The organism is Prosthecobacter sp. SYSU 5D2, assembly GCF_039655865.1.
Taxonomy (GTDB): domain Bacteria; phylum Verrucomicrobiota; class Verrucomicrobiia; order Verrucomicrobiales; family Verrucomicrobiaceae; genus Prosthecobacter.
The window spans coordinates 1-26408 of the sequence record NZ_JBBYXL010000011.1 but is presented as its reverse complement, the minus strand read 5'-3'; the positions used below and the strand labels follow the sequence as shown (position 1 = coordinate 26408).

17 protein-coding genes and 1 pseudogene are annotated in these 26408 nt (G+C 56.4%); 11 read left to right on the top strand and 7 right to left on the bottom strand.

Features of this window, described 5'->3' with window-relative positions:
* Window positions 1-195: 195 nt before the first annotated feature.
* A complete protein-coding gene (locus tag WJU23_RS18405; RefSeq protein ID WP_346334078.1) occupies window positions 196-5295 on the bottom strand; it encodes an ELWxxDGT repeat protein in 5100 nt (1699 codons plus the stop codon).
* A gap of 178 nt (window positions 5296-5473) precedes the next feature.
* Here WJU23_RS18405 and leuB point away from each other — a divergent pair, with 178 nt between their 5' ends.
* Genes leuB through alr form a run of 3 tightly spaced genes read left to right on the top strand, consistent with a single transcriptional unit; the run spans window position 5474 to window position 8376 of the window.
* Window positions 5474-6580, top strand: a complete 1107-nt coding sequence (leuB, locus tag WJU23_RS18400; RefSeq protein ID WP_346334077.1) for a 3-isopropylmalate dehydrogenase — start codon at window positions 5474-5476, stop codon at window positions 6578-6580.
* 54 nt (window positions 6581-6634) lie between these two features.
* On the top strand, window positions 6635-7222 hold the full coding sequence (locus tag WJU23_RS18395; protein WP_346334076.1) for a methyltransferase domain-containing protein: 588 nt from the start codon (window positions 6635-6637) through the stop codon (window positions 7220-7222).
* The gene (alr, locus tag WJU23_RS18390) at window positions 7219-8376 is read left to right on the top strand and encodes an alanine racemase (RefSeq protein WP_346334075.1); all 1158 of its coding nucleotides are present in this window, start codon (window positions 7219-7221) and stop codon (window positions 8374-8376) included. The genes WJU23_RS18395 and alr overlap by 4 nt, the downstream gene beginning before the upstream one ends.
* A gap of 80 nt (window positions 8377-8456) precedes the next feature.
* Here the strand turns inward: alr and WJU23_RS18385 are convergent, their stop codons facing one another.
* A complete protein-coding gene (locus tag WJU23_RS18385; RefSeq protein ID WP_346334074.1) occupies window positions 8457-9101 on the bottom strand; it encodes a prepilin-type N-terminal cleavage/methylation domain-containing protein in 645 nt (214 codons plus the stop codon).
* 310 nt (window positions 9102-9411) lie between these two features.
* On the opposite strand from WJU23_RS18385, the pseudogene ppdK reads away from it, so the two are divergent.
* Window positions 9412-12144: pseudogene (gene ppdK / locus WJU23_RS18380) on the top strand (pyruvate, phosphate dikinase); the annotation flags it as partial.
* A 471-nt stretch (window positions 12145-12615) separates the two neighbouring features.
* Here the strand turns inward: ppdK and WJU23_RS18375 are convergent.
* Entirely contained in the window at window positions 12616-13215 is a 600-nt protein-coding gene (locus tag WJU23_RS18375; protein ID WP_346334073.1) for an XRE family transcriptional regulator, read from the bottom strand.
* 150 nt (window positions 13216-13365) lie between these two features.
* Here WJU23_RS18375 and WJU23_RS18370 point away from each other — a divergent pair, with 150 nt between their 5' ends.
* The 7 genes from WJU23_RS18370 to WJU23_RS18340 all read left to right on the top strand — a co-directional run bounded on the left by WJU23_RS18370 (window position 13366) and on the right by WJU23_RS18340 (window position 20118).
* A complete protein-coding gene (locus WJU23_RS18370) occupies window positions 13366-13644 on the top strand; it encodes a hypothetical protein (protein WP_346334072.1) in 279 nt (92 codons plus the stop codon).
* Window positions 13645-13741: 97 nt separating this feature from the next.
* Window positions 13742-14542, top strand: coding sequence for a TatD family hydrolase (locus WJU23_RS18365; protein WP_346334071.1), 801 nt, complete (start codon window positions 13742-13744; stop codon window positions 14540-14542).
* Window positions 14543-14590: 48 nt separating this feature from the next.
* The gene (gene ruvB / locus WJU23_RS18360; RefSeq protein ID WP_346334070.1) at window positions 14591-15595 is read left to right on the top strand and encodes a Holliday junction branch migration DNA helicase RuvB; all 1005 of its coding nucleotides are present in this window, start codon (window positions 14591-14593) and stop codon (window positions 15593-15595) included.
* A gap of 198 nt (window positions 15596-15793) precedes the next feature.
* Window positions 15794-16462, top strand: coding sequence for a L,D-transpeptidase family protein (locus WJU23_RS18355; protein ID WP_346334069.1), 669 nt, complete (start codon window positions 15794-15796; stop codon window positions 16460-16462).
* Window positions 16463-16531: 69 nt separating this feature from the next.
* On the top strand, window positions 16532-17284 hold the full coding sequence (locus tag WJU23_RS18350; RefSeq protein ID WP_346334068.1) for a DUF1080 domain-containing protein: 753 nt from the start codon (window positions 16532-16534) through the stop codon (window positions 17282-17284).
* A gap of 274 nt (window positions 17285-17558) precedes the next feature.
* Window positions 17559-18845 (top strand): impB/mucB/samB family protein, encoded by a 1287-nt coding sequence (locus tag WJU23_RS18345; RefSeq protein ID WP_346334067.1) that lies wholly within the window; start codon window positions 17559-17561, stop codon window positions 18843-18845.
* A gap of 625 nt (window positions 18846-19470) precedes the next feature.
* Window positions 19471-20118 (top strand): SGNH/GDSL hydrolase family protein, encoded by a 648-nt coding sequence (locus WJU23_RS18340; protein ID WP_346334066.1) that lies wholly within the window; start codon window positions 19471-19473, stop codon window positions 20116-20118.
* 270 nt (window positions 20119-20388) lie between these two features.
* Here the strand turns inward: WJU23_RS18340 and WJU23_RS18335 are convergent, their stop codons facing one another.
* The 4 genes from WJU23_RS18335 to WJU23_RS18320 all read right to left on the bottom strand — a co-directional run bounded on the left by WJU23_RS18335 (window position 20389) and on the right by WJU23_RS18320 (window position 25968).
* On the bottom strand, window positions 20389-20850 hold the full coding sequence (locus WJU23_RS18335) for a hypothetical protein (protein WP_346334065.1): 462 nt from the start codon (window positions 20848-20850) through the stop codon (window positions 20389-20391).
* A gap of 439 nt (window positions 20851-21289) precedes the next feature.
* Entirely contained in the window at window positions 21290-23212 is a 1923-nt protein-coding gene (locus WJU23_RS18330; protein ID WP_346334064.1) for a hypothetical protein, read from the bottom strand.
* Between the two features lie 137 nt (window positions 23213-23349).
* Entirely contained in the window at window positions 23350-24564 is a 1215-nt protein-coding gene (locus tag WJU23_RS18325; RefSeq protein WP_346334063.1) for an ISL3 family transposase, read from the bottom strand.
* A gap of 72 nt (window positions 24565-24636) precedes the next feature.
* A complete protein-coding gene (locus WJU23_RS18320) occupies window positions 24637-25968 on the bottom strand; it encodes a hypothetical protein (RefSeq protein WP_346334062.1) in 1332 nt (443 codons plus the stop codon).
* Between the last annotated feature and the right edge of the window lie 440 nt (window positions 25969-26408).

The window sequence follows — 26408 nt, the reverse complement described above, 5'->3', positions numbered from 1 at the left end:
AATAAAACAGGATAAAAAGCAGACTGAACCCCGCTCATCAGGGCATGGTCAGGTTAGAAGGGCAGACATTAAAAAGGCGAAATTGAAAAGCGATTGCTTTTGTGAGCGCAATCAGCGCATCCAGGGACCGGACCAATAAAAAAGGCACGGGGATTTCTCCCCGTGCCATTGCATTCAGTCTTGGACTGTTACACTTCAGGGAGGAGGCGCATCCTCTTCCTCGCTCAGCTCAACCGTGCCGCCGAGAATCGGGCTCGTCTTGGCCGTTTGATCCCCCGTCGGAATTTGGGGCAGCATGAAGTAGCCGGCACCAAACTGCTCGCTCCCGTCGTTGATCAGCGCCCCCAGGAAGCTGGACTTGCGTCCGTCTTCCAGCGACAGCGTGCCGGTGAAGAGACCCTTGGATGCATTCAGCTTCAGCTTCGCGATCTTGCTGGTCTGAGTGATCTTGTTCTTCTCACCCAGCGTCACGGTGGTGTTGGCCTGTGTGCCGATGCCTGCACCGCTGAAGAGCAGATCAAGCGTGATTGGAGGTGCCTCGGTAATTCCAAAGATCAAGCCCTCAGGTTTGGCATAACCTGAGCCGACAGCGTCGAGTTCCACCGGTGTGGTCACAGGCGTGCCCTCCAGCCCGAATCCGTCCTGGTAAGCGCGTGATTTGGTGGAAGTATTGGGCGGGCGCACCCAGTCCATGGAACCTGTGATCAAGTTGTCAGTCGGGTCTGAATTAAGAGTGTCATTAATGGCGATGTCCCCCATCATGGATCCTCTGATTTTGGTGTAGAGCGGCTGGTAGAAAACGACCTGGCCTGTATTGCTGACAATCGAGGCACTGGTAATTTTCTCCCCGTCTGCCGTGCGGCCGACGAACTTCAGCTTGCCGTCCTTGCTCACTTTGAATGAGGCAAAGCTCCAGCCCGGAGGCACCTGGGTGAGCAGGGGATCAACCAGCTCCATGGCCATGGTGTAGGAGCCCGTATAGACGGGGGCCCTCAGTTTTTCCACCTTCTTCCAACCCGTGACCAATGCCGTTTCGGCACCGGCAGTCAGGGTGTTGGTGATCCCTCCAAGGTTGGTCAGCTGACCGCTCAGGATGTCAAACTCCAGGTTAAGCGTCATGGCCGGAAGCCCGCTCTTGGCGGACGGTTTCAGGTCCACCTCAGCAGACGGACGGGTGTTTTCGGATGCACGGAGGATGTTCATGCCTCCCTTGACCGGGATGCTGTTGCCGCCCATGATGAGTTTGCCGGTGAAGGTGCCTTTGCTGTTCAGGGTCAGGTCCAACCGTCCGCCCAGATCGCCGTTGATCAGGCTGTTACGCTCCACCGTCGCCGAATACACACCATCCAGACCTTCCGGGAAATTTTCGATGGTCACGATCTGTGGCGGCGACGTGGATGTCCCTGCCAGGTTCCGGGCCGTAATCAGAATGGCCGAATAGGAGCCGCTTTTTAACGGACGGCCTGTGATCTCTCCTGTCTTGCCGTTCATCTTCAATCCTGGAGGCAGTCCCTTGGCTGAATAGGATTGTGGAGTTTTAAGCGGATCCGTGTCAATTTTTACTTTGTGATAATAGGAGCCGCCCACGACACCGTCGGGCATGCCCTGGAGATCCAGAATCGCTGGCGCTTGGGTGAAGACATTCACCTGGGTGGTCCCGCCGATGCGGCTGCCGCCGGGGTTGCTCACCTCACACGTGTAAAGGGCGGTATCTCCCGTTACCAGGCCCCTGATCACCAATGTCTTGCTCTGGGCACCCGATATTCTGGAGTCGTTATTCAGCGGCACGCCGTTTCTTCTCCACTGGTAGGTCAGCAGATTGCCGGCGGCGACCACCTTGATGTTCACCGAGCCTGCCACAGGAGCACTGAGCACCAGCGGAGTCAGGTTGTCCTGCACCACGCCCAGCTCACCGGAATTGCTCACCGTTTTGTCATTGCTGCCTTCAACCGCGATATTGTAGCTGCCAGCATCTTTGAGCGTAATGCCAAAGACATCATAGGTGGTGGTGAGCGGTGCAGGACCGGAGACGGGGAGGCCGAGTTTGGCAGATTTTTTTCTCCACTGGGCCGTCAGCGTGTCAGCCTCGTCAGAGGTCGCTGTCGCAGTGAAGCTGGCCGATTCCCCGACATACGCCATCTGGGAGCCCGGATGGGCTGAGATGTAGGGGTCCTTGTCACCATTGCCACGCAGTGTCAGAACAAAGGGATTGGTATCACCGTCATTGCTGAAAATGGACAGGGTGGCTTCACGCACGCCGCCTTCTTTAGGGGCAAACATGACTCCGAAGACGGTGCTCTCGTCTTTGGTGACGGATTTGTCCGCCTTAGGTGCTGTGAGCTTGAACTCCGTTTTGTTCGCACCGCTGATCACGATTTTGATGTTGCTCAGGGTATTGATCCCCGTGTTTTCAATCGTCAGTTCCAGCGGCGCAGATTTTTCCTTCATGGCCAGCACGCCGGGGAAAGTCACCACGTCATTCTCAGCCAGAATGGTCTCTCCCTGTTTCACCTGAATATTGGAACCGATGAAACCTGTGCGTGGCTCCACGCCGGCTTCCGGATCAGCGGCGACGTAAAGCAGCTGCCCCTGGAAGGGGGTGAAATCAGTGGGATTGGAGGAGGCGCTGGCTGGAGCCAGGTTTTCCAGCATCGTGGTTCCTTCGGCAGTTCCATCAGAAATCCAAACTTCCCGGCCATTGATTCCATCGTCTGCGGAAAACACCAAAATGCCATCCACGTTGGTCATGCCCTGGATATCAGGGCTTCCTGTTCCCTCAATGATGTCTTTGACCATGACCGTCCCTGCAGCAGAGCCGTTGCTGACCCAAAGTTCCCGGCCATTAGTGGGCGTCTGAGCCGTGAAAAAAAGCTTTCCATCCACTTCAGTCAACTGTTCAGGATTCGAGCTGCCTTCCCCCACCACGATGTCTTTGAGAATTTTCGTTGTGGCCAGGCTGCCGCCGCTTCGGAACAGTTCCCGGCCCGTCGTCAGCCCCGTTCCGCCGGGGCCACCCGTATTGGCGACGAAAAACAGCGCATTGCCTACCACAGTCAGCTGCTCAGGGTTGGAGTTGCCTCCACCTGCATTGATGTCAAAGCACTCTGTGCCCACGTTGGTGCCATCACTTCTCCACAGTTCTCTTCCCCGTCCGGGAAATTCTGCGGCAAAATACATCCGCTGGCTGGTGGTGGTGGTGCCCATCACCAGCAGTTCCTTGGGATTCACCGGTCCTGCCGTGTTGGGGAAGAGGGCATCCTGAATGGGGATGTTAGGGGTGGCTTCACTCCGCAGCCGTATGCCCTGGCCCAGCGCCGTTGAGACAAAGTAAACCGCACCTCTGTATCTCACGAACTGCTCCGGATCCGAACTGCCGTTCCCAGGCACCAAGTCTGCAATCCGGGTGGTGCCGGCCAGGGTTCCATCCGTGCGCCAGGGTTCCCGTCCGAAGTTGGCGCTGATTGCAGAGAAGTAAAGGACGCCATCAAGATCCGTGAGATGCAAAGGGTCACTGGCGCCTGACGGATTGATCTCCTGATTGTTGTTTGCGATGACGATCTGTGTGCCCAGGCTGGTGCCGTCAGACATCCACAGCTCCCGGTTGTTGCTCTGGGCTGCTGCAGAAAAGAAGGCCCAGCTTCCGGAGGTAGTGATGTTCGTCGGGTCGGAGCTTGCCAGTCCTGTCCGGATGTCACGGACCATGGATGTCCCGTTGGCTGTTCCGTCGGACTTCCACAATTCGCGGCCATTGAGGCCGTTGTTAGCTGAAAAGAAGGCCGTTGTTGAATTGCCCAAAGTGGCAAAATTGGAAGGGAAAGAGCTGGAGCTGCCATCCTGGAAATCTTTCACCATTAAGGTGCCCGATGCATTTCCATCCGTGACCCACAGTTCAGAGCCATTCACCAAAAAATAAATCCGGTTATCATCCGGATCTTCTTCTTCACCGTTGTCCACAATGAAGCTGCTGGCCAGGGCACCTACACCAAAATCGGCCAGCAGCACGGGGATGTCTTCAAGAACAGGCAGGTAGTAAAGGCCCAGCCGGTTGTTTGCATTCAGGGCAGTAAACACCAGTTTCGTCTCGTCGCCGTCGAAAGGTGTCAGGTTCTGCGGATTGGATCCTGGCGTGGAGCCGGACACAATGTTCGTGTTGTTTGTTCCTGGCTGACCTGCGGTCCGGTAAAGGGCGCGGCCGGCTCCGGCGTCAGCAGTGAAAAACAGCAAGTTGGCCATCACGGTGAAGTCTGAAGGACCAGGCGTGGTTTGGTCTGTGGCGATGTTTCTCATCAGAACGGATGTGTTGCCATCCGAACGGTAGAGCTCCTCACCGCCGCCGCTGCGGTCATTGGCTGCAAAGAACAAATAGTTCTGTCCGGCCACGGACATCACTGTAAACGACCTTGGATCCGCGTCCAGGTTGCCCGGGGCAACATCGCTTTTGGGTTCATATGAGCCCTGGCCGTCGGTCCTGAAGATCTCACGGCCAATGGTAGCGTTGCGGGCGGCAAAATAAATATAGGGGTTGGTGACATTCGACTCGAAAGTTGGCATGAAGGTCATCCCAATCGGCGAACCTGCTGAGGTCGTTCCTGGCAGGCCGGAAGTCGGTCCGTTCTCTGTCTGGATGTAAATGTCGGATGCCAGGGCCGGGTTCATGCGCCACAGTTCCCGGCCATTGGTCGGGTCATAGGCGGTGAAATAGAGGAACTGGTCATTAAAATTGTAAAAATCTGCCGGTCCTGATGGCTGGCCGGCGGCAGGGTTGATGTTCCGGCTGATGACCGTGCCTGCCGGAGTTCCGTCTGACTTCCACAACTCACGTCCGTTGGCTGCGTCGGTGCCTGAGAAAATCAACGAGCCGTTAAAGGCCGTCAGGTTGGTCGGATCCTCGCCGACAGCGAAGCTTTTCAGCAAGCGCGTGCCTGCTGCCTGTCCGTTAGTGACCCAGAGATCGCGGCCCAGTTCAGCATTGAGTGCGGTAAAAAAGACCCGGTTTCCCACCACCGTCAAATTTCGCGGCTCCGATCCTCCAATGCCAGGCACGATGTCCAGTACGAGCTGGGTGCCTTCCAGAGTCCCGTCACTGCGCCACAGCTCTGAGCCGGTCAGAGGTGTGTCAATCGCCAGATAAAGTGTGTTACCCAGCTTGACCATGGACTTGGATGATTCATCAGCGACGGGCGTTTCCTGGTTGACGTCTTTGAGAATCTGAGTGATTTCCTGCCCTGTTGTCAGACTGGCGGACAGCCAGAGTAGCGCGGTGGCAGTGAGGGCGGATGAAAAGGTTTTTTTCATGATGTATAGACAGTGTATTGACATGCGGAGTGGAAGGCAATCCTAAAATGTGAAGAATTTTGATCGCCGGAGGGGGACGCGTCATAGGAATAGGACCGAGTTGAGGCGGCTTTTGCTCAATCATACGGTCTGTCCTTGCCCGCGCCGCCTTCTTCGTCCATAAACCCGGCCATATTTTATGAGCCGAACGTACAAACTCGCAGTCCTCCCTGGTGATGGCATTGGCCCGGAAGTCATGGCTGAGGCCATCCAGGTCCTTGATACCCTTGCCTCCAGGGCAGATTTTTGTTTCGAATATACCCACCAGCTTGTTGGCGGCGCCGCCATTGATGCCGTCGGCAAAGCCCTGCCTGCCGAAACCGTCAGCGCATGCGAAGCCAGTGATGCCATCCTTTTCGGTTCCGTCGGCGGTCCCAAGTGGGAAAAACTGCCCCCCAATGAGCAGCCTGAGCGCGGTGCCCTGCTCCCCCTGCGCAAACATTTTGGCCTCTTTGCCAACTTGCGCCCCGGCCTTTGCTACCCGGCACTGACCGGCTCCTCCCCCATCCGGCCAGACTTGGTCGAAGGCGGTTTCGACGTCCTCTGCGTGCGTGAACTCACCGGCGGTCTCTATTTTGGCCAGCCTAAAAGCCGCACAACATTGCCGGATGGTGACATCGAGGTGATTGACACGATGGTTTATAAGAAGAGCGAGATCGAGCGCATCGGCCATGTCGCCTTCAAAGCGGCCCAGCTCAGGGGCAAGCACGTCACTTCCGTGGACAAAGCCAACGTCCTGACCAACAGCGTCCTGTGGCGGGAGACCATGATCGAAATCTCCGCCCAGTATCCTGATGTCACCCTGGCCCATCTGTATGTGGACAATGCCGCCATGCAGCTCATCAAGGCCCCCCGCAGCTTTGATGTCCTGGTCACTGAAAACCTCTTTGGTGACATCTTGAGTGATGAGATGGCCATGATTTGCGGCAGCCTGGGCATGCTCGCCAGCGCCAGCCTGGGCCAGCCGAAAGGGGACGGCCTTTATTTCGGCCTGTTCGAACCCAGTGGCGGCACCGCCCCGGACATTGCGGGAAAAGGCATTGCCAACCCCATCGCCCAGATCCTCTCCGCCGCCCTCCTGCTTCGTTTCTCCCTTGGACTTGAAAAAGAGGCTGCCGCCATCGAGAACGCCGTCCGCAAAGTCATTGGCGACGGTCTCCGCACCGGTGACATCTTCACCGGCATTGAGGGCACCCGCCAGGTCGGCACGCGGGAGATGGGCAATGCCATCGTCGCCGCTCTTTGATTCCCCTGCGGATTCAGGTTGCAGCCAGGGGTGGGTGCGTTCCATCATGGCTGCATGACTGACTGGGAAAGCTGCTATCAGGAAGGAAACACACCCTGGGACAAAGGGGCGCCCTCGCCTCCTTTGTCCGCCTGGGTGAAAAAAAACCATCCACAAGGGCGTGCTCTGGTGCCGGGATGCGGAACCGGACATGACGTCGTGATGCTGGTGGAAGCCGGGATGGATGCGGCCGGGGTGGATCTTTCTTCCACCGCAATCGAGAAGGCGCGTGGTATTTATCCGGCTTACGCGGCCCGCTTTCATCTGGGAGATCTGTTTCAGCTTCCGGCAGACTGGCATTGCGCCTTCGATTACGTCTTTGAGCACACCTGTCTTTGTGCGCTGCCGCCACAATGGCGTTCCGCCTATGCGGCCACGGTGCATGGCCTTCTGCGCCCTGGCGGTTCATTGGCCGGCATCTGGTTTGTAGATCCTGAAATGGATCCCGGAGAAACCGGGCCGCCCTTTGGCATTTCTGTCCCGGAGCTGGATGGGCTGTTCCCGCCGGAACTGTGGGAAATGGTGGAAGATGATATTCCGGACACGGCTTATGAAGGGCGTGCCGGACGCGAGCGGCTGCGGGTATTGCGCAAACGGCCATGACAGATACCCCCGGCAGCGTTGATTCCGACGAGGAAGAACTCCGGCCCACGCGTGTGGAGGTGGATCTGGATGTGCTGACCGCCAACCTGCGTTCCATCAGGGATCACGTCGGGCAGGCCCGTGTGATGGCCATTCTCAAAGCCAATGCCTATGGTCATGGACTGGTGCCCGTAGCCTGCCACATGGTCCGCCAGGGGGTGGACTCCATCGGCCTGGCCCTTCTTGAAGAAGCCGTGCTGTTGCGCCGCGCAGGCGTGGAGGTTCCTATCCTGGTTTTCGGGGGCATCACGGTAAAGCAGATGCCGCAGTTCCTCGATCACGGTCTCACGCTGACGGCTCCTTCCGTGGAAAAGCTGCGCTTTATTGATGCCGCTGCGGCAGCACGCGGAGTGCAGGCCAGGGTGCACCTGAAAGTGGATACCGGCATGGAGCGCATCGGCATTCATTATTACAGTGCCCGGCAGCTTCTGGAAGCCAGCCTTACTTGCCGCCATGTTATTGTGGAAGGCATCTATTCCCATTTCGCCAACGCCGATTCGGCAGACCTTGGCCATGCCCGCCTTCAGCTTGAACGCTTTTTGGAAGTGCTGTCGTTTTATGACAGTCGCAGCCTTCCCATGCCCGTGCGTCACATTGCCAACAGTGCGGGCATCCTTCAGATGCCGGAGAGCCATCTGGACATGGTCCGCCCGGGCATCCTCTTATACGGTGTTTATCCAAGTGACGAATGCGTCCGCGCAGTCAACGTCTCACCGGCTCTCACATGGAAGAGCAGGGTCGCTTATTTTAAAGTGGTGCAGCCTGGTCATCCTGTCAGCTATGGGTCCACCTGGCAGAGTGACCGTCCGGTGCGTGTCATCACCATCCCTGCCGGATATGGGGACGGTTATTTCCGGTCTTTGTCCAACCGGTCGGAGGTCATCGTGCGCGGCCGTCGCTTTCCCGTCGTCGGTCGTGTATGCATGGACCAGATGATGGTGTGCCTGGAGCAGGGGACCGCTTATAATGGAGATGAAGTCATCCTGCTAGGGCAGGGAGATGGAGATCAAGGGGGCATCTCTGCGGCAGATCTCGCCACATGGGCCGGAACCATTCCGTATGAAGTGCTGACCTCCATCAACACGCGTGTACCCCGGGTTTACCGGGGGGGATGAATGCCGCCATGGCGAGGCCAAAAAAAAGCCGGCCATGATGAACATGGCCGGCGTGGTGAAGTGAATGGCTGGCTGTCAGTTTAGCGCCAGGAAGTGATGTCGTCCTTGGTGAACTCGCTCTTGTCCGGGCCGAAGCTGTAGATCGCCGTGCTGCTGTTGAGGAACTGGGGAGCCCTGCCGGAAATGTTCTGGTCCAGGTTGCTCTTGTCCGGATTTTCAAGGCGGTTGTCGTAATTGGTGTCCATCAGCATCTTATATGGCAGGCCCCAGGTGTCCACCAGCTGAACGGGAGTTCCATCATTGGCTCCGCCGCTGGGATCGATGATCCCGAACATGTTGTTGCGGGCGAAGGGCAGGTCCAAAAATTTGATCTGCTTTGGATTCATGTTGGTGGAGGCGCCGCTGGTGTCCACATTCGCCATCAGGATGTTGATCGTCGGATGGGTGCTGCCGTCTGTCAGGAAGGGCTCGATGTCGCTCTCACCACCGCCGAGGTCGTTGGGATCAATGGGGAAGCGGTTGTATTCAGTGCGGTAATGGCCGACGGCGACCTGGATGTCCTTCAGCGTTGCCTTGATCTTCAGTGTCTGGGCTTTGCCCATCACTGTATTGTAAGCAGGCACGGCCAGGCCGACGAGAATCGCGATGATGACGATGACGACGAGAAGCTCGATGAGGGTGAAGCCGCGGTAGGCTGCGGATGTGAATGAGGGGGGTGTTTTCATGGATGAAACTGTGGAGGTTCTGTGCGCCGAGGACCGTTCACGATTGAGGGTGGGCGGTGCCGGATGATGATTTTATGTTAAATCAAAAACCCGCCTGCAAGTCAATACGCGATCATCAGAACCGTTGTCTTTCCAATGCTCCGGCATGTCACGTTTGGTGTTATGTCATGCCTCTCAAACGTCATGCACGGGGCATCCCTCCAACTTTTGATTGTCAACTAGTGCTTGCATCCTATAATCGGCGGACAATTATCGGCGCTGAGTCTCACTCAACATAACCAATAAGCACCGATACAGAACAACAACCTCTATGGCAAAAACAGCGAGCAAAGGCAGCAAGGCAATCAAATACGTTTATTCCTTCGGAGCAGGAAAAGCGGATGGAGACGGCTCCATGAAACCCCTCCTCGGAGGCAAAGGGGCAAACCTTGCTGAGATGAGCCGCATTGGCCTGCCAGTGCCTCCAGGGTTCACGATCACCACCGAAGTCTGCACGTATTATTACGACCACAAGCGCACCTATCCGGTGGAGCTTCAGAAGCAGATGGAAGCCGGCATTGCAGCCATGGAAAAAATCATGGGAGCCAAGTTTGGTGATGCCAAAGGCATGCCGCTTCTCGTCGCCGTCCGCTCCGGCGCACGCGATTCCATGCCTGGCATGATGGACACGATTTTGAACCTGGGCCTGAATGATGACACCGTCCTCTCCCTGGCCAGCGTGACGAAGAATGAGCGCTTCGCCTGGGACTGCTACCGCCGCTTCATCCAGATGTATGGTGACGTCGTCCTCGGCGTGCAGAAGCGTGAAGGCGAAGACCATGAGCCTTTCGAGACCGTCATCGAAGATTACAAGCACAAGGTCTATCACAAGGACATCGTGGACAGCGACCTGACCGCCGCTGACCAGCAGGAACTCGTCCGGCTTTTCAAGGCGCTCGTCAAAGAGCGCACTGGCAAAGTGTTCCCTAACAATCCATGGGACCAGCTTCGTGGTGCCGCAGGCGCCGTCTTCGGTTCCTGGATGAATGACCGCGCGATTGTTTACCGCCGCAAATACGGCATCCCTGCCGAGTGGGGCACCGCCGTCAACGTGCAGGCCATGGTCTATGGCAACACGGGCGACGACTCCGGTTCCGGCGTGGCCTTCACCCGCAACCCGGCCAATGGTGTGGACGAATTTTATGGTGAGTTCCTCATCAATGCCCAGGGCGAAGACGTCGTCGCCGGCGTGCGCACTCCTGAGCCTGTGCTGAAGCTGAAGGAAGTGATGCCCAAGTCCTATGCTGAACTCCTGAAGGTCCGCACAACCCTGGAGAAGCATTTCAAGGATGTGCAGGACGTGGAATTCACGATCCAGCAGGGCAAACTGTTCATGCTTCAGACCCGTAACGGCAAGCGCACCGCCGCTGCCGCGCTGAAGTTCTCCATTGATATGGTGAAGGAAAAGCTCATCGACTGGGAGACCGCCGTGCTGCGCAATCCTGCCGACCAGCTTGACCAGCTCCTGGCTCCGATCTTTGACGTCGCCGACGTCAAGAAGGCCAAGGCCATCGCCACCGGTCTGCCAGCCGGCCCGGGTGCCGCCTCCGGCAAGATCTACCTCAATGCTGACCGCGCGGTCATCGCTGAGCAGAAGGGTGAAAAAGTTCTCCTCGTCCGTAACGAAACCAGCCCGGAAGATCTTCGCGGCATGATCGCTGCGGAAGGCATCCTCACCGCCCGCGGCGGTGTGTCCTCCCACGCCGCTCTCGTCGCCCGCCAGATGGGCAAGGTTTGCATCTGCGGTGCTGCTGCGCTGGAGATCGATTATGACGCAAAGACCGTCACCGTTGCCGGCCAGACTTACAAAGAGGGCGACTTCCTCTCCATTGACGGCACCAGCGGCATTGTCTATGGCGGCCAGCTCAAGACGGCTCCTTCCGAAATCATCACCGGCATGATCGGTGGCGACAAGGCCGCCCAGGCCACGGAGAAGTTCAAGAGCTTCAACCAGCTCATGAAATGGTGCTCACAGGCCACCCGCCTGCAGGTCCGCACCAATGCTGACAATCCGGAGCAGACGCAGAACGCGATCGCCTTCGGCGCCCAGGGCATCGGCCTGACCCGCACGGAGCACATGTTCTTTGAAGGTGACCGCATTGACGCCGTCCGTGAAATGATCCTGGCGGATACCGTGGAAGCCCGCAAGGCCGCCCTCTCCAAGATCCTTCCCTACCAGCGTGAAGATTTCACCGGCATCTTTGAAGCCCTCAAAGGCCTGCCTGCGACCATCCGCCTGCTTGACCCGCCGCTTCACGAATTCGTTCCTCATGATGAGAAGTCCCAGGAGGACCTCGCCAAGAAGCTTGGCGTGACCAAGGAAAAAGTCGTCTCCCGCATCAACGCTTTGCATGAGTTTAACCCCATGCTGGGCCACCGCGGCTGCCGTCTTGGCATCGCCTATCCTGAAATCACGGAGACCCAGGCCCGCGCCATCTTTGAGGCTGCCGCTGAAGTCCAGAAGAAGGGCATCAAGGTCAAGCCTGAAGTCATGATCCCTCTTGTTGGTTTCAAGAAGGAGCTCGACCTTCAGGTCGCCATCGTGCATGAAGTCGCCGCCCAGGTGCAGAAGGAAATGAAGGTGAAGCTCAGCTACAGCGTGGGCACCATGATCGAAGTCCCTCGCGGTGCCCTCACTGCGGACGAGATCGCCCAGACGGCTGAGTTCTTCAGCTTCGGGACCAATGACCTCACACAGACCGCTCTCGGCATCAGCCGTGATGACATGGGCAATTTCTTGCTCCCCTACACGGAGAATGAGATCTTCAAAAAGAACCCCTTCGCCAGCCTGGACCAGACCGGTGTCGGCCAGCTCGTCAAGATCGCCATTGAGAAAGGCCGTGCCACACGTCCTGACATCAAGCTTGGTATCTGCGGTGAGCACGGCGGTGATCCGGACAGTGTCAAGTTCTTCCACTCGGTCGGCCTGAACTATGTCAGTTGCAGTCCTTTCCGTGTCCCGGTCGCCCGCCTTGCCGCTGCGCAGGCTGCGATTGAGGAAAAGCGCGCCGCCGACAAGGCCGGTGCCCCAAAGAATGTCCGTAGTGGCAGCTCTGCTGCACCTGCGGCAAAACAAACAAACAAAGCAACCAACAACAACAAGAGGAACACTAATATGGCTAAGAAAGCTGCAAAGAAAGCCGCCGCCAAGAAGGCTGCGCCTGCGAAGAAGGCCGCTCCTGCCAAGAAGGCAGCAGCTCCTGCGAAGAAGGCCGCTCCTGCCAAAAAGGCAGCTGCCCCTGCTAAGAAGGCCGCTCCAGCCAAGAAGGCTGCTCCAGCCAAGAAAGCAGCAGCCCCTGCCAAGAAGGCCGCCCCTGCCAAGAAGGCTGCCAAGAAGGCTGCGAAGAAGAAGTAATCGAGGCGCGTCCCACCGGGACGCCACCTGATCGGCGAAGCAATTCGCTTCCAAAAGCCCTGTGAGGTATCCCCTCACAGGGCTTTTTCCTTTCCATCACCAGTTTCGCCTGCGTGAATCTTATCGATAGATAACGACCAGGAAAACCAGCGCTTCATCCTGCCCCAAGTTCACAATCGCGTGCGGGACATCCACCGGGTATGTGCCGGAATCTCCTTTTTCCAGCTCCTCGCCCTCGCCGGCCGTTTCCACCCGCACCCGTCCATCCACCACGGTTAAAAACTCCCGCGTACCTTCAAAGTGTGCCTGGCTCCTCAGTGCTCCGCCCGCCTTCAGTTTCAGTTCATAGAACTCCACATCCTTCTCCAAATTCAGCGGTGACAGGGTGCGGATCTCGCATTGCTTGTCCATGCGGTACACCTGGCCCCGGTCTCCTGCGCGGGTTACCTGGATCTTTGCCACCTCAGCCTCCACGCTGCCGATGAGTTCCTGCAGGCTCATCCCAAATGCACGGGCAATACGGAAGGTCACGGTCAGCGTCGGATTTGCTCGCTCGCGTTCTATCTCACTGAGCATGGAGCGGCTCACGCCGCTGGTCTGGGCCAGTTCCTCCAGGGACCAGCCACGGTCCGTCCGCAGCTTCTTCACCCGTCGGCCGACAAACTCCCCTATTTCTTCCGGGGCCATCTCCGTTTTGTGAACCGTCTTTTTCTTCGCCATGATGCATGCAATATCCCGGATACTCTTCCTGTAAAGTGGATTGCCCCTCGTTTAGAGGGTCTTCATATCTGAAACCTGAAAAACCGGACACTGAAAACCGCATCCACCCCACCCCTTGCCAGCTTTCCATTCCAGCCTTAAACTCGTCGCATGCCAGACTGGACACCTCCAACCTCCGTCAATCTCGTGGACCTTGGATTCATGGATTCACGCAGCAAGCTCATTGACCTCGCCGCTTTTTTAGACCGTGTCCAAAGGGCAGGGCAGGACGATGATTTTCGTGTGCATGCGCTGAAGAATGCCATCGCATTGCTGTCTCTGGACGAGCCGGAGCGCGCGAGGGAGGTGCTGCTGAGCTTCAGTGACCCGAGCGCTGAGCCCGTTGAAAAAGCGACCATGCAAGGTGCCATCGGAGCGTTCAAAGCCTAAGTTGGCCATGGTTGGCAGTGGTTTGCATCGTTGACCATTGTTTTAAAACAACCGTCATTCCCTCGCCAGCTATCGCAAACCTTCCCCTCTTTCCTCCATGAACTACATTGAACCTCACGGCCACATGGTCAGCCGCACTACGGATGACTATGAGCGCATGGCCATCGCCGGCTGCCAGGCCATCTGCGAGCCCGCCTTTTGGGCCGGGTTTGACCGCGCCTCCGCCGATGGTTTTTATGATTACTTCCGCCAGATCACCGAATACGAACCCAAGCGCGCGGCGCGCTTTGGCATCCAGCATTACTCCTGGCTGTGCATCAATCCCAAAGAGGCTGAGGACATGAAGCTGGCGGAGGATGTGATGGCGCTGATCCCGCAGTTTTTAGACAAGCCCGGAGTGCTCGGCATTGGCGAGATCGGCCTGAATAAAAACAGCCGCAATGAGCTGCGCATCTTTGAGCAGCATGTCCAGATCGCCCAGGATCATGACCAGCTCATCCTCATTCATACGCCGCATCTGGAGGACAAGCTGAAGGGCACGCGCCTCATCGTGGACGCGCTAAAAAACTTCTCCGGCATCAATCCCGCGCGTGTCATCATTGACCATGTGGAAGAGCACACCATTGACCATGTGCTAGACCACGGCTTCTGGGCCGGCATTACGCTTTACCCGGAAAGCAAATGCACGCCCCACCGCGCCATTGACATGCTGGAGCACCGCCACGCCGAGCGTATCTGGATGAACAGCGCCTGCGACTGGGGCATTAGCGACCCCCTGGCCGTGCCCAAGACGATGCAGGCCATGCGCCAGCGCGGCTGGACGCCGGAGATGATCCAGCGCGTCGCCTGGGAAAACCCGCGCGCCTTTATGGGCCAGTCCCCCAAGTTTAAGCTGTAAAGGCGGAGTTGACTGTTCAAACGAATCAGGCCAGTTAGCTTCCATCCCGTGAACCCCGCCCTCAACGAAGCCGACTCCCCGTTTGATCTCGCCCTGCGTCCGGGTGACTTCGATGAATTCCACGGCCAGACCAAGGTGAAGGAAAACCTGCTGGTCATGGTGGAGGCGGCGAAGATGCGCAATGAGCCCCTGGATCACGCCCTCCTCTGCGGCCCGCCCGGATTGGGGAAAACGACGCTGGCCAATCTCATCGCCAATGCCGTCGGCTCACGCCTGCACACCACCAGCGGCCCGCAGATCGAAAGGGCAGGGGACCTGGCCGGCATCCTCACCAACCTGCAAGAGCGGGACATCCTGTTCATTGACGAGATCCACCGCCTGCACCCCAGCATCGAAGAATACCTCTATCCCGCCATCGAGGACTTCAGGCTGGACATCATCATTGACCAAGGGCCCAAGGCCCGCACCATCCGCATTGACCTGCCGCCCTTCACCCTGGTCGGTGCCACCACCCGCGCGGGCATGCTGACCGCGCCGATGCGCAGCCGTTTTGGAATTCCGAACCGCCTGGATTATTACACCACCGAGGAGCTCCAGCACATTCTTCTGCGCAGCGCCCGCCTCATGAAGGTGGAGATGGATCCAGCTGGTGCCATCGAGATCGCCCGTCGCTCACGCGGCACTCCGCGTATCGCCAATCATTTGCTGCGCTGGGTGCGTGACTTCGCCCAGGTGAAGTCCCAGGGCACCATCACCGAGGACGTCGCCTGCCAGGCCCTCACCATGCGGGACATTGATGAGACCGGCCTGGATGAAATGGACAAGCGCTTCCTGGAAGCCCTCATTCACAAATTTGAAGGCGGCCCCGTCGGCCTCAACAGCATCGCCGTCTCCGTCAGCGAAGACGCCTCCACCCTGGAGGATGTGCATGAGCCGTATCTGGTGATGCAAGGCTTCGTCAAACGTACCCCCCGTGGCCGTGTGGCCATGCCGGCGGCGTATCGCAAGCTCGGGCTGATTCCGCCGGTAAGCGGGCAGCCGGATTTGTTTTGAGGAGCTCTTGATCCGGGGGGCCTCTGCTTCCTTTGTACCGTTCTGGGCAAGGGGGATGGAAAAGAGTTTTTGACCTGTCCGGGAGGCGCTGCCAAAGATTCCTCCATCTGGGCTGCGCTGAAATAACTTTCAGCCTGTAGTGGAAATTCGGCCTCAAATGTGCTCCATAGACAGATTGTCATTCGCTTATTCCACTTCATGAATTCTTTATTTCGCCTGCATATTTACCTCATCGTTCTGGCTGTTGTTTTCAACAGTGTGAGCTGCAGCGGCCCTGCCTATCGTGAAGTGCGCCGGCCTATCCCTGGTGGGGGATATTATGTTCAGCGGATCGCCATTGAGCCGCAGGAGCGTGCACGCCTCAAAAAACAAAAGAAGGACAAGAGGAAAAAGGATGATGAGCCCGTGGATGACGGCTCTTTCTGGCGTGGGGAAGGGGTGGAGGGCAAGCCCAGCATGCGAATCAGCCTGAGTGAGCAGAAGGTTTATTTCATGAAGGGCGGGCAGATTGTTGGCATGTCGCCCATCTCCTCCGGCCAGGAGAGCCACGCGACCCGCCCAGGGAAATTCAAGGTCATCGAGAAGGACATTGACCACAAATCCAACCTGTATGGGGACTATGTGGACTCAACCGGGTTCATCGTGAAAAAGGAGGTGGATGTGCGCAAGGACCCGAGACCCGCAGGTGCCAAATTTGACGGGGCCAACATGCGGTATTTCATGCGCATCACCGGGGCCATCGGCATGCATGAAGGGTATCTGCCGGGTTATCCGGCCTCTCACGGTTGCATCCGCCTGCCCACGAAGATGGCGCAGATCTTTTACCACGAATCATCCCTGGGCACGCCTGTGGAGATTGTGCCGTGAGGCGGCTCAGGTGGACGATAGGGCAGGGGAGTCTGAGGCGTCTATAAAAGGATGCATTTTATCAACACCTTGTCCGCCTTTGCTCTCCTGTCATGCCTGGCCATCCAGGCTGCGGAGCCTGCCGCTTTATCCACTGAAGAAAAAGACCAGGGCTTCAAGCGGCTCTTTGACGGACGCACGTTTGAAGGCTGGGAGCACAAGGGCAACTGGGTGATCGAGGATGGGGCCATGGGCTGCCCCACGCGCGGGGGAGACATCACTTATACCGTGGCCCATGTGCCGGATGACTTTGAGCTGCGCTTCGACTGGAAGGCATCCAAAGGCTGCAACAGCGGTGTGTACTACCGGCCCGGCCAGTATGAATACCAGGTGCTGGACAATGCCAACAGCCACTATGCCGACAACCCTCGTACAGCCGCCGCTTCGCTGTTCTTTTGCATGGCCCCGAGCAAGGACAATGCGCGGCCGCATGATGAGTGGAACGAGGCCCGCATTGTCTGCAAAGGCAGTGTCATCCAGCACTGGCTGAACGGGGAGGCGGTCATCGATTTTGATTACACGGATCCGCGCTGGGAACGTGAGGTGGAGGTGCTGCGCATCCGCGGGGGCGACCTGACCAAACGCGGAGCGCGTCTCCGGCTCCAGGACCACGGCCAGCCCGTCTGGTTCCGCAATGTCCGCCTGCGCAGCATTCCTGCGGAGGAAAAACTGGTGCCGTCCCCTGATTTTAAGCCCATGCCCATGTCAGCCAAGGCTTTGGAGATTGAAAGCGCGCGCATTGAGCAGCTGCTCAATCCAAAGCCTCGCGCACCCACGAAATAAAAACACATCTCACAGTCTCCTTACAACCCTCTTACCGGCACCTGACTCAATCCTGTCAGGGGGTGGCATGGTTGCAGAAGATTGAAGAACGCAGTGCGGCTTTCAGTCACGATTTTCAGTGAGAGTGGGTTGTCTTCTGGCTGTTGGTAACCTTCCAAAAAAACAGGGCGGACCGGGTGGTCCGCCCTGTTTTTTTTTGCGCATACCTCCTGGCAAAGCTTTTGCTGGAAAAATGTTCACTTGAACACTCTTCTTTTGGCCGTTATCTTCCTCCATGACGCCCGTTCCCAGTCCCTCCGCCGCTGCGCCTTTGCGCTGGCTGTTTGTGGACCTGAACAGCTACTTTGCCAGTGTGGAGCAGCAGATGCGCCCGGAGCTGCGGGGCCGCCCGGTCATCGTGGTGCCTGTTATGTCGGACCACACCTGCGCCATCGCCGCCAGCTATCAGGCCAAGAAGTTTGGCGTCAAGACAGGCACGAATGTCGGCGATGCGAAACGGATGTGCCCCGGCATCGTCCTGGTGGAGGCCAGCCATGACCGGTATGTGGATTTTCATCACCGGGTCATTGATGAGATCGAGCGCCATTACCCCGTGCAGGTCATCGGATCCATTGATGAAATGGGCTGCCTGCTGGACAACAAGCGGGCCATTGAAACCGAGGCTGTCGCGCTCGCCCGACGCATCAAAAAAGGCCTGCTGGAGCGTGTGGGCGAGGTCATCACGTGCTCCGTCGGCATCGCCCCCAACCGCTATCTGGCCAAAGTCGCCAGCGACCTCACCAAGCCCGATGGGCTGGAGGTCGTCCGCTCTCAGGACCTGCCGGGCCGCCTGGAGCACCTTAAGCTGACGGACCTGCCCGGCATCGGCCGGAACATGGAGCCCCGGCTGCATCAGGCGGGCATCCGCACCTTTCTGGATCTCTGGCAGGCCCCGCCGCGCACCCTGCACCAGGTCTGGGGTGGCGTCGGCGGCGACCGCTTCTGGCATCAGCTTCACGGCGGGGACCTGGATGACGTGCCGGTGCAGAACCGCAGCATCGGCCACAGCCACGTGCTGTCGCCGGAGTTCCGCCAGCCGCCGCAGGCGGTCATTGTTTCCAAGCGCCTCCTGCTGAAGGCCGCCAGCCGCCTCCGCCGCATGGGCTACCGCGCCAGCGCCCTCTCCCTCAGTATCCGGGCCGAAAGCCCCCGGCGGGCTGAGGCCCATCAAAGTTTTCTGCCTGTTTCCGACAGCTTTGCCCTTTCCAAAACTCTGGATGTGCTCTGGCTGCGGGTCATGGACCAGCTCGGCTGGGGCCGGGTGAAAAAGATCGGCGTGACCCTGCATGGACTCGAAGCCACCAGCGCCCCGCAGCAGCTCGATCTCTTCCCCGACCTCGGCAGCCCTATCCAGGCCGATGTGCAGCGCCGCGACCGCCTCTCCAAGATCATGGACGACCTCAACCAGGAATACGGCCGCGACAGCATCGCCCTTGGCTTCGCCCCCGATGAAGTGAAAACCTTCTCCGGCACCAAGATTGCCTTCACCCGCATTCCTGATCGTCAGGAGTTTAAGGAATAGTGCAGCAGGGTTCATCGTCCCGCCACAGGCTGTTAAACCACTAATGCTCACTAATATTCACTAATGTCAGAAACAGCAGATGGGGGCATTGGATGAATGGAATATTAGTGCCTATTGCTGGGCATTGGGGTTTTAAAAATGCCCTCGCCCCCTCCAACCAAATAAACCACAGATGTCACAGAGAGCACAGATAATGAGGAACTGAGCTAGCAGCACTCTGGGATCCTATCTGTGTTAATCTGTGTCATCTGTGGTTAATCAAGCTTTGAGTTCCGTTGTTCCAGACCCTCTTAAACCATCGCCGCAGTCGCGGGACAGGCTAGACTAATGGCTACGCATGCTCATTCATGTCAGAACCAGAAGATGGACCACAGATGTCACAGAGAGCACAGATATTGAGGAGCTGAGCCAGCCAATCTCTGAGATCCTATCTGTGTTAATCTGTGTCATCTGTGGTTAAAGGATGGGCAGCTTTGGGACTTCAAAGAGGGACCACAGATGTCACGGAGAGCACAGATGGCGGGGGGCTGAGACGGCCAATCTCTGGGATCCTATCTGTGTTTATCTGTGGCATCTGTGGTGAAAAAAGTTTGAGTTCTCTGCTCCCCTCCGTCATTCCACTCCCATGAAAACCATTCTCTGCTTTGGCGACTCGAACACCTGGGGTTACGACCCGGCCAGCATGACGGCGCCGTTTCCGCGCCGTCATCCTCATGATGTCCGCTGGACGGGCGTGCTCGCGCGTGAGCTTGGCTCCGGTTACCGGGTCATTGAGGAAGGCCAGAACGGGCGCACCACGGTCCATGAGGACCCGTTGAACCTCTGCCGCAAGGGCAAGGACTACCTCCCCGCCTGCCTGGAGAGCCACAAGCCCCTTGATCTGGTCATCCTGATGCTCGGCACCAATGACCTCAAAACCCTCTTCAACCTCCCTCCCAGCGACATCGCGGCCGGAGCTGGCGTTCTCGCCCGCATGATCCTCTCCAGCGAATCCGGCCCCGACAACCGCCCCCCGCAGCTCCTCCTCCTCTGCCCGCCTCTCATTGGCGACCTCACCCACCTCCCCGAAACCGCCGCCCGCGTCCACGACGGCCCCGCCCGCAGCGCCCAGCTCCCCCGTTATTACGATGCCCTCGCCACCACACTCCGCTGCCCCTACCTCAACACCCAGCCCCTCCTCACCCCGAGCCCCCTCGACGCCGTCCACCTCGACGCCTCCCAGCACCAAATTCTCGGGGAGTCCCTCGCCACCAAGGTCAAAGAACTTTTCTGACGCCAAGAGGATCGCGGATGCCCTCGTCCGCATCCACGCGAAGCGGAAACTCTCCCGGACGCCTTGGGCATTTGTTTCCGCACGCGGAATCATTCGCCATCCGTCCAAATCACCTCCCCCCGTATGGGACGGTACAGTCTGTGCCCAGGGCTATTTTGTCAAAAGTCGCCCCCTGACCCATTTCCTGACCCCATTTCCACGGAGTTTTAATATTTGTTAGGGTGGCATGCTGACATGCCTGCTATGAGTTGTCACTGTTATGGTATAACTCTACACTGCCACCTCCAAAAATGGCGGTTTTTGATCCTCTGAGTAGGCTACAAAGCGAAGCATAACGCTTGGTGATTTCCCAATCAAAGCAGCTATCCCTGCTTCTTTGGCTGCTTCAACAAGCATCGTGGCATACGAACGATTGATCTCTGAAAACTTGTCGCCTTCTTCAAACTCATTCTCATCCAGTGCTTCAAAATCACGGGCAAGTTGATGCAGGTCAAGACGTGCCCAAGCCACTCGGAACGGTGGCTCTGCTGATTGTTGTGGATAAACGCTGATGCCCCCATCGATTCCACGCACGTCTATCAGCAAATGATCCCAAACATCCATTGGGGTAAGGGGCAATACATCAGTTGTAACACCATCCCAAAATCTTGCCATCTCGTTGAGTATTGCTGTTCGGTCGGTCTGTTTAACCACAAAGCTGTGGCATTCATGCTGCACTTTATCCCATTGCATAGGTGAAGATGATGGTTGCTTTGTTAGGGGAAAACGGGGTCATAGCGCCAAGATAAACACAGGCAAGGAGGAAATCAGACAAACAGTCAAATGAGAGTTAGAACATGGAAACCTTGTAACGCCTCCCAGCGGGTAAGAACCCCGCGCGGCAGAGCCTGGAGCCAGGCAGTCGGGGGCAGAGGGGCAATTGGAGCAGAGAATGAATTGGGGAGCAGGGAGGAGGCGGCCTGTCGGGGTGCAGGCGGGGCGTGGGTGTCTCGCCCTTTCAGGGCTCTTTGCGACAGTGAGGTGCGTTGCCTGTGTACCCAGGACTGCGCCCTGGGGCTTTGTTGTTTCGCCCCTTTGGGGCTGGGGAGAGGGGGGGATGGGTTAATTTGTCAGGAATCGTTGCCTGACCCCGTTTTCCATGACCCCGTTTTCCACCTCGTCTAATATTCTATTACACTTGTGAACCTAGATCCAGATAAGAAAACATTCCGTGTCGGAGGAGGATGTCCTGAATTCGTTGAGTCCGCGCCACAACGGCAGCTTCTCTGGCTATGCTTCCTCGGGCTAAGAGAGGTTTGATTTCATCTTCTCTGTATGTCCAAGAAAGTATCCTGGTTTCCTTTGAGAGAATCAACTCGAGAATCTCTATGCATGGACCAAGTTTCACAGGGTCTTGAGACAATTTTTCAAGGGTCTGCATTGTTAATGAAGACTGCGGAGCACGTTCAATAAGTCGCAGGGCTTGGAGTACACGCTCGTAGCGCCATTCAAATGGGTGACACTCGCAGCTAAGCCATTCGACAAACGCGCTCAATTCCTCGTGCACATCCTCTGCAGAATACGTGCTGTTTGTGCGGCGCAGTGTTACAATTGAAAATCGGCGGTCCCATAGATCGCGGGCTCGCTGGAAGCATCGTTCGTGCCTCTGCTCTGCTTGAGCTTTGCGGAAAATATTTGCGATGCTACTAATGGCGCGACTCCTCTGGGAAGGTTCTGCAACAGCGAAATAACGTTCAATTATTGCGTCTCCGTCGGACGAAGATGGATATGCGTCATTCCAGAAGTAATACGCTAGATGAGTGCCTAGCTGTGCTCCAAAATCGCCAGACTGCTGCTCACGATCAAGAAGCCCCTTGGCATTCATCTGAACGAGACACTCGAGTGCGGACGTCGGAAAAGCGGGAAGCGTTTCAATTAAGGCCACTTGTGCTTGGCTATATTTCGTCAAGGCAAGAATGAAAGCAATTTGGGCCTCGCTGTTTGGACCTGGTAGTAGAAGAAAGGGCTCTCGTTTGAATTGTTCAGCGAAAAGATGGAGTGCGATATTCAGTCTCGCACCCATAATCGAGAATACGGCCTGTGACGGACCATCCTTGACGAGAAGGTCTCTTATCAGTACCCACACCCAATCATCGGGTGATTGCCCATTTCGATCTATTTTTTGCTGTAAGGCCAAACGCATGAGTTGCTCTACAGCAGTTCCGCGAACTGAATTGATCGCTGTGGTGAACCAATCTTTAAGTATTGTCTTATCACTGGAGTCTAGCCTTTTATCGGGCGCAACAACGAATTGACGAATGAGGATGCCAATTTGTGATCTCAGATTTTCAGGTACAGGAAAGCGAGGAGTAATCGTTGCTGCCAAGAATTTCACAGCTATTATCCGTGCCCAGTTCCAGTCGTCACCTTCAGTGCGAAGTGGGTCCCCACTCTCTTCAGCATCCGTTGTACCGGAGGACGCGATCCACTCTACAAGCCCAAACCAGTTGCGCCATTCGTTTTGTGAGGGAGGCTGAGCAGCCATGTGTACGTCCGTTTGGTCTGAAATGCGAACTGTTGCCATTTCCAACGGTGGGTAGAGAATGTCGGGACGCATCAGGTTTCGCCACCACTCCCTGGATGCTTGGAACCTCGCCGGTTCGGATTGTAACAAGTGTGCAAACTTTCGCCCAAGAGCGCTGACGTGTTCCTCAATCCACCATTGGTCAGAGTCGAAACGATTGGTTGCCGGTTTCCAAGTATTCAGGAAAGACCACAATTCATCTTCTGTCATCTCGGCCAATCCATCGGCCTCTTTTGGTGCGACATGTGTTATCTCATGCATCTCGCCGCCGGAAGAGAATTGTTTATAACTTGTCATCTGCAAGTCGAAATTGTCTTTTGCCAGTGCGCCGAAGTTTTCTAGGGGGTATCCGCAAAGCAAACTGCGAATTGGGTGCAGTTGCTTCCTCTGAAATATCTGAACATAAGGTTCCTTTACGACCTGCTCGCCCTCGTAGTTAAACGGGCCTGCCATAACACTTTCATAGTATTCTTGGATCTCTGCTGGACTGAGAAAGCTTGGCCCATTTGCGATACTTTGAGTTTCGAGCATCTGGGCCATTTCAAAGCAGTGGGCGCTATCATAGTAACCGAATTTTGGGATACGCGGCAAGACATCTTTTCGGACCCACTCGAGGCTCCTAACGGGATGATCAGCATAAATTTGGTTCTTCCGAGATTCCTGTGTGATCAGCAGGTGGGTTTGAGATCGAGTTTGCCACAAAAAAACAGGATGCGCGCGCGGTAGCTGGCAAAGCTTCGGAACCCCCTTGCCCCTGCCTTGATCTGCTGGATCACGCTGTTGAACCCTTCGCTCATTGCGTTGGTGATGCGCCAGTCAAAGTAGTTGAGCAGTTCCTCCAGGCTTGATTCCAGACTCCGGGCCAGCCTGACAAAATGCGGCAGCCGCGATCTCACGGCCCGGTTCTTCCACTTCTTGAAAAAGGCGCGTCCGGTCGCTTTGTCAGGCTGCTTCCAAAACCCCTCAAAAATCGTCTTCAGCTCCCAGGCACGGCTGGTTTTGAGGTTGATCTGCACCAGGCTCTCAAAGCTTTTCAAGGCATCCTCCCCCATTCTCTCCAGCCCGCTCAACCACAGATATTTGGTGCCTTTGAGCCTTTGGTCTCCCTCGCTCATGAGCTTTTTGTTCTCGGCTCTGCGCACCTCGTCTACCGCTTTGTTCTGCTCTGCGCTGATGTGGAAGCGGTCATGCACGATAGCCGCCTGCGGGACGGCTTTGCGGGTGCCTGAGATCATCGCCTTGCCACGGTCCATGGCCACGGCCTCCACCTTCTCCCGCTGTTCCGTAATGAGCGTTTCCCAGAGGGCTTCCACTTCCTTGGCCCCGGCTCCTTCAACCACTTCAAGCACCCGCGCTTCTTGCAGGTCGTTCATCACGGCGATGTAGTCATGGCCTTTGCCAAAGCTTTTTTCATCAATGCCCACCAGGCTCACTTGCACGGTTTCACGCCTTTGCAGCCCGCGTTCCACCGCCCGTTTTATGATCCGGTCACATGCGTCCCAGCCCAGCCTCAGCAGGCGGCTGCCGTCACTGATGCTGCGCGTGCGCTGCAGCACTTCGATGGCCCAGGCTTCAAACTGAAGGGTCCAGCGGCTCAGCCCCTCGGCCCAGGGCACGGCGGCGGTTTCGGTCGCTCCAGTGGCCGGGTCGCGCAGACGCGGCACTTCCGCCTCAATGATGGTGCGGCACTGCCACAGGTCCAGATGCCGCCAACGGCGCTTTTCCCAGCCATGCACATGGAGCGGGTGCTGCCCGTTCAACCAGGCGGTGCGGTCGCATTTGACCCGCACCATGACTTCCTTGTTCTCCACATCCACCGCCATTTCCGCCACGCTCCACGGTGCTTTGATTCCCAGCAGTTTCTCCCATGCTTCAGTGTCCATGCGATTTCATAGCCCACCCTCAGGGTTTTGCACCCGCAGAACGGTTGGCTAACTATTATTGCTCAATACCGATCACACGGAAAAGTCTGAATAACCATAAATTTGCCATCGTAGCCGGGAAAAGAGTTCCCAGTTGTTTGATCGGAGCAAATCGTCAAACTCTCTTATTGTGGTTTCATTTCCATTTGCGAAAATTAAGGAGCCGATAGAAAACATGCGAATGGCAAGGATCTCTTCCAATTCATAATTACGGGAACTGCGACGATGAAAGTCCTCAATTCTGTATGTGGGAGGTTCGTTGGCTGCAATATCTACAGTATTGGCAACAGAAAACTCTTCCAGTTTGCCAGGTTCTGCCGCTCTCAATTCGATGTGGTGAAGTCTCCAGAAACAGAGCGCTCGAAAAAGTACTTTAGCCAGGGCTAATGGATGTAATGTGGCAAGAGGTTCCAAGAAGTGCCGATCTATTTCGTTGAATTGCCAACCACCGCCTGATTCATATCGATTTTGCTGCTGACTAATCTGAGAATGAATATATTCTCCTATTAGATCAATGGTTTCATTAGTATTACGCCAGCCGGTCCATTTCTTGAGTATTTCTTCAATCCATATCCACCCATGTCTCCCAGGTTGTTTCAGGAGCTTCTTGAGAAGTTTTAGACAGTCTGGGATGAGAGATTGGTCCTCAATCCCAGCTATACACCGCATAATCTGGTCTGGGACTTGCGGATTCGATGATTGAGGCAGGCGTTTTAAAATACCAAGCACTTTTGCGGGGGCCTTATGTGATAGTCGGGCTAGACAGGACAGTGTCCGATCCGCCCGATAAATTGTTCCTTCTTCGGTAATTTCCGCCTCCTGTAATCGGCTGAATAAACCTAGCCTTTCCATGAATGGTAACCAACTGATGTCCGCTAATCGCTCTAGAAAGAAAATGAGATTAGCGCCATTGTGTAGGAGCAGGAAGTTAAGCCGTTCTTCAGCGGTTGTTGTTGATGGGCATTCGATTATTTTCAAGATTTCATTTTGCTGCGCCACCGATACGGGCGTCAGGTATGAGATGAGAATATCTTCGAAAGAGGCAATTTTTGAATTGAAATCGCTTTGTTCCGCTAAGGTGTTGTGGTGCGCCACATTTTGGAAATACTCCCCCAAACTCTTGAATGCCCTGTCGCGTGCCTTGCGATGTTCAGGGGCTATTCCCTTACTGTAGGGATCCCGCATCTCGAGAGCGGCCTTCAAACGATGAGTTCGCGGTGTAGCCTCAAATATTGGTCGAAGAGATTCAAGTTCGACCAATATTTCTGACAGTGAGTCGGTGATGATTTGGCCGTTCCACCCGTTGGAATAGTCTGAAACTCGCAATTTGAGGAGACTGTTAACTGCCTTACGGGTTTTAGGCATGGGAGTCTCAAACATTGGAACTCCAATTCTCGAGGGTAGACGGTCACAGATCTCACGAATGGAATGAGCAGACTGGGCTAGTGCGTCTGCGGTCTCAGTTCGCACGGCTTGCAACGCGCCTAGATACCACCGGCCAAAATGTTCATGACCTTCAGATACGTGCTCCAGCAAATCAAACACAGTTCGTTGCCTTTCCGTAAACTGGAAAGGTTCGTCTGGCAGTGGCGGGCTAAGGGGCTCCATTTTAGAGATAACCAAACAGAAAGCAGGCCGGGAATCAAACTCTGCCTGAGAATTTTGCCAAAAAGCTGATTAGTCAGTAACGGGGTAATGGGGTCAGTGAAACGGGGTCAGGCGACATGAAGCCTGATAAATCAAGGGTTCCAGCGGTATTTCCTGGGTAAAAGCGCGTTTGTTATAGTGGCGGTGTCATGAGCACT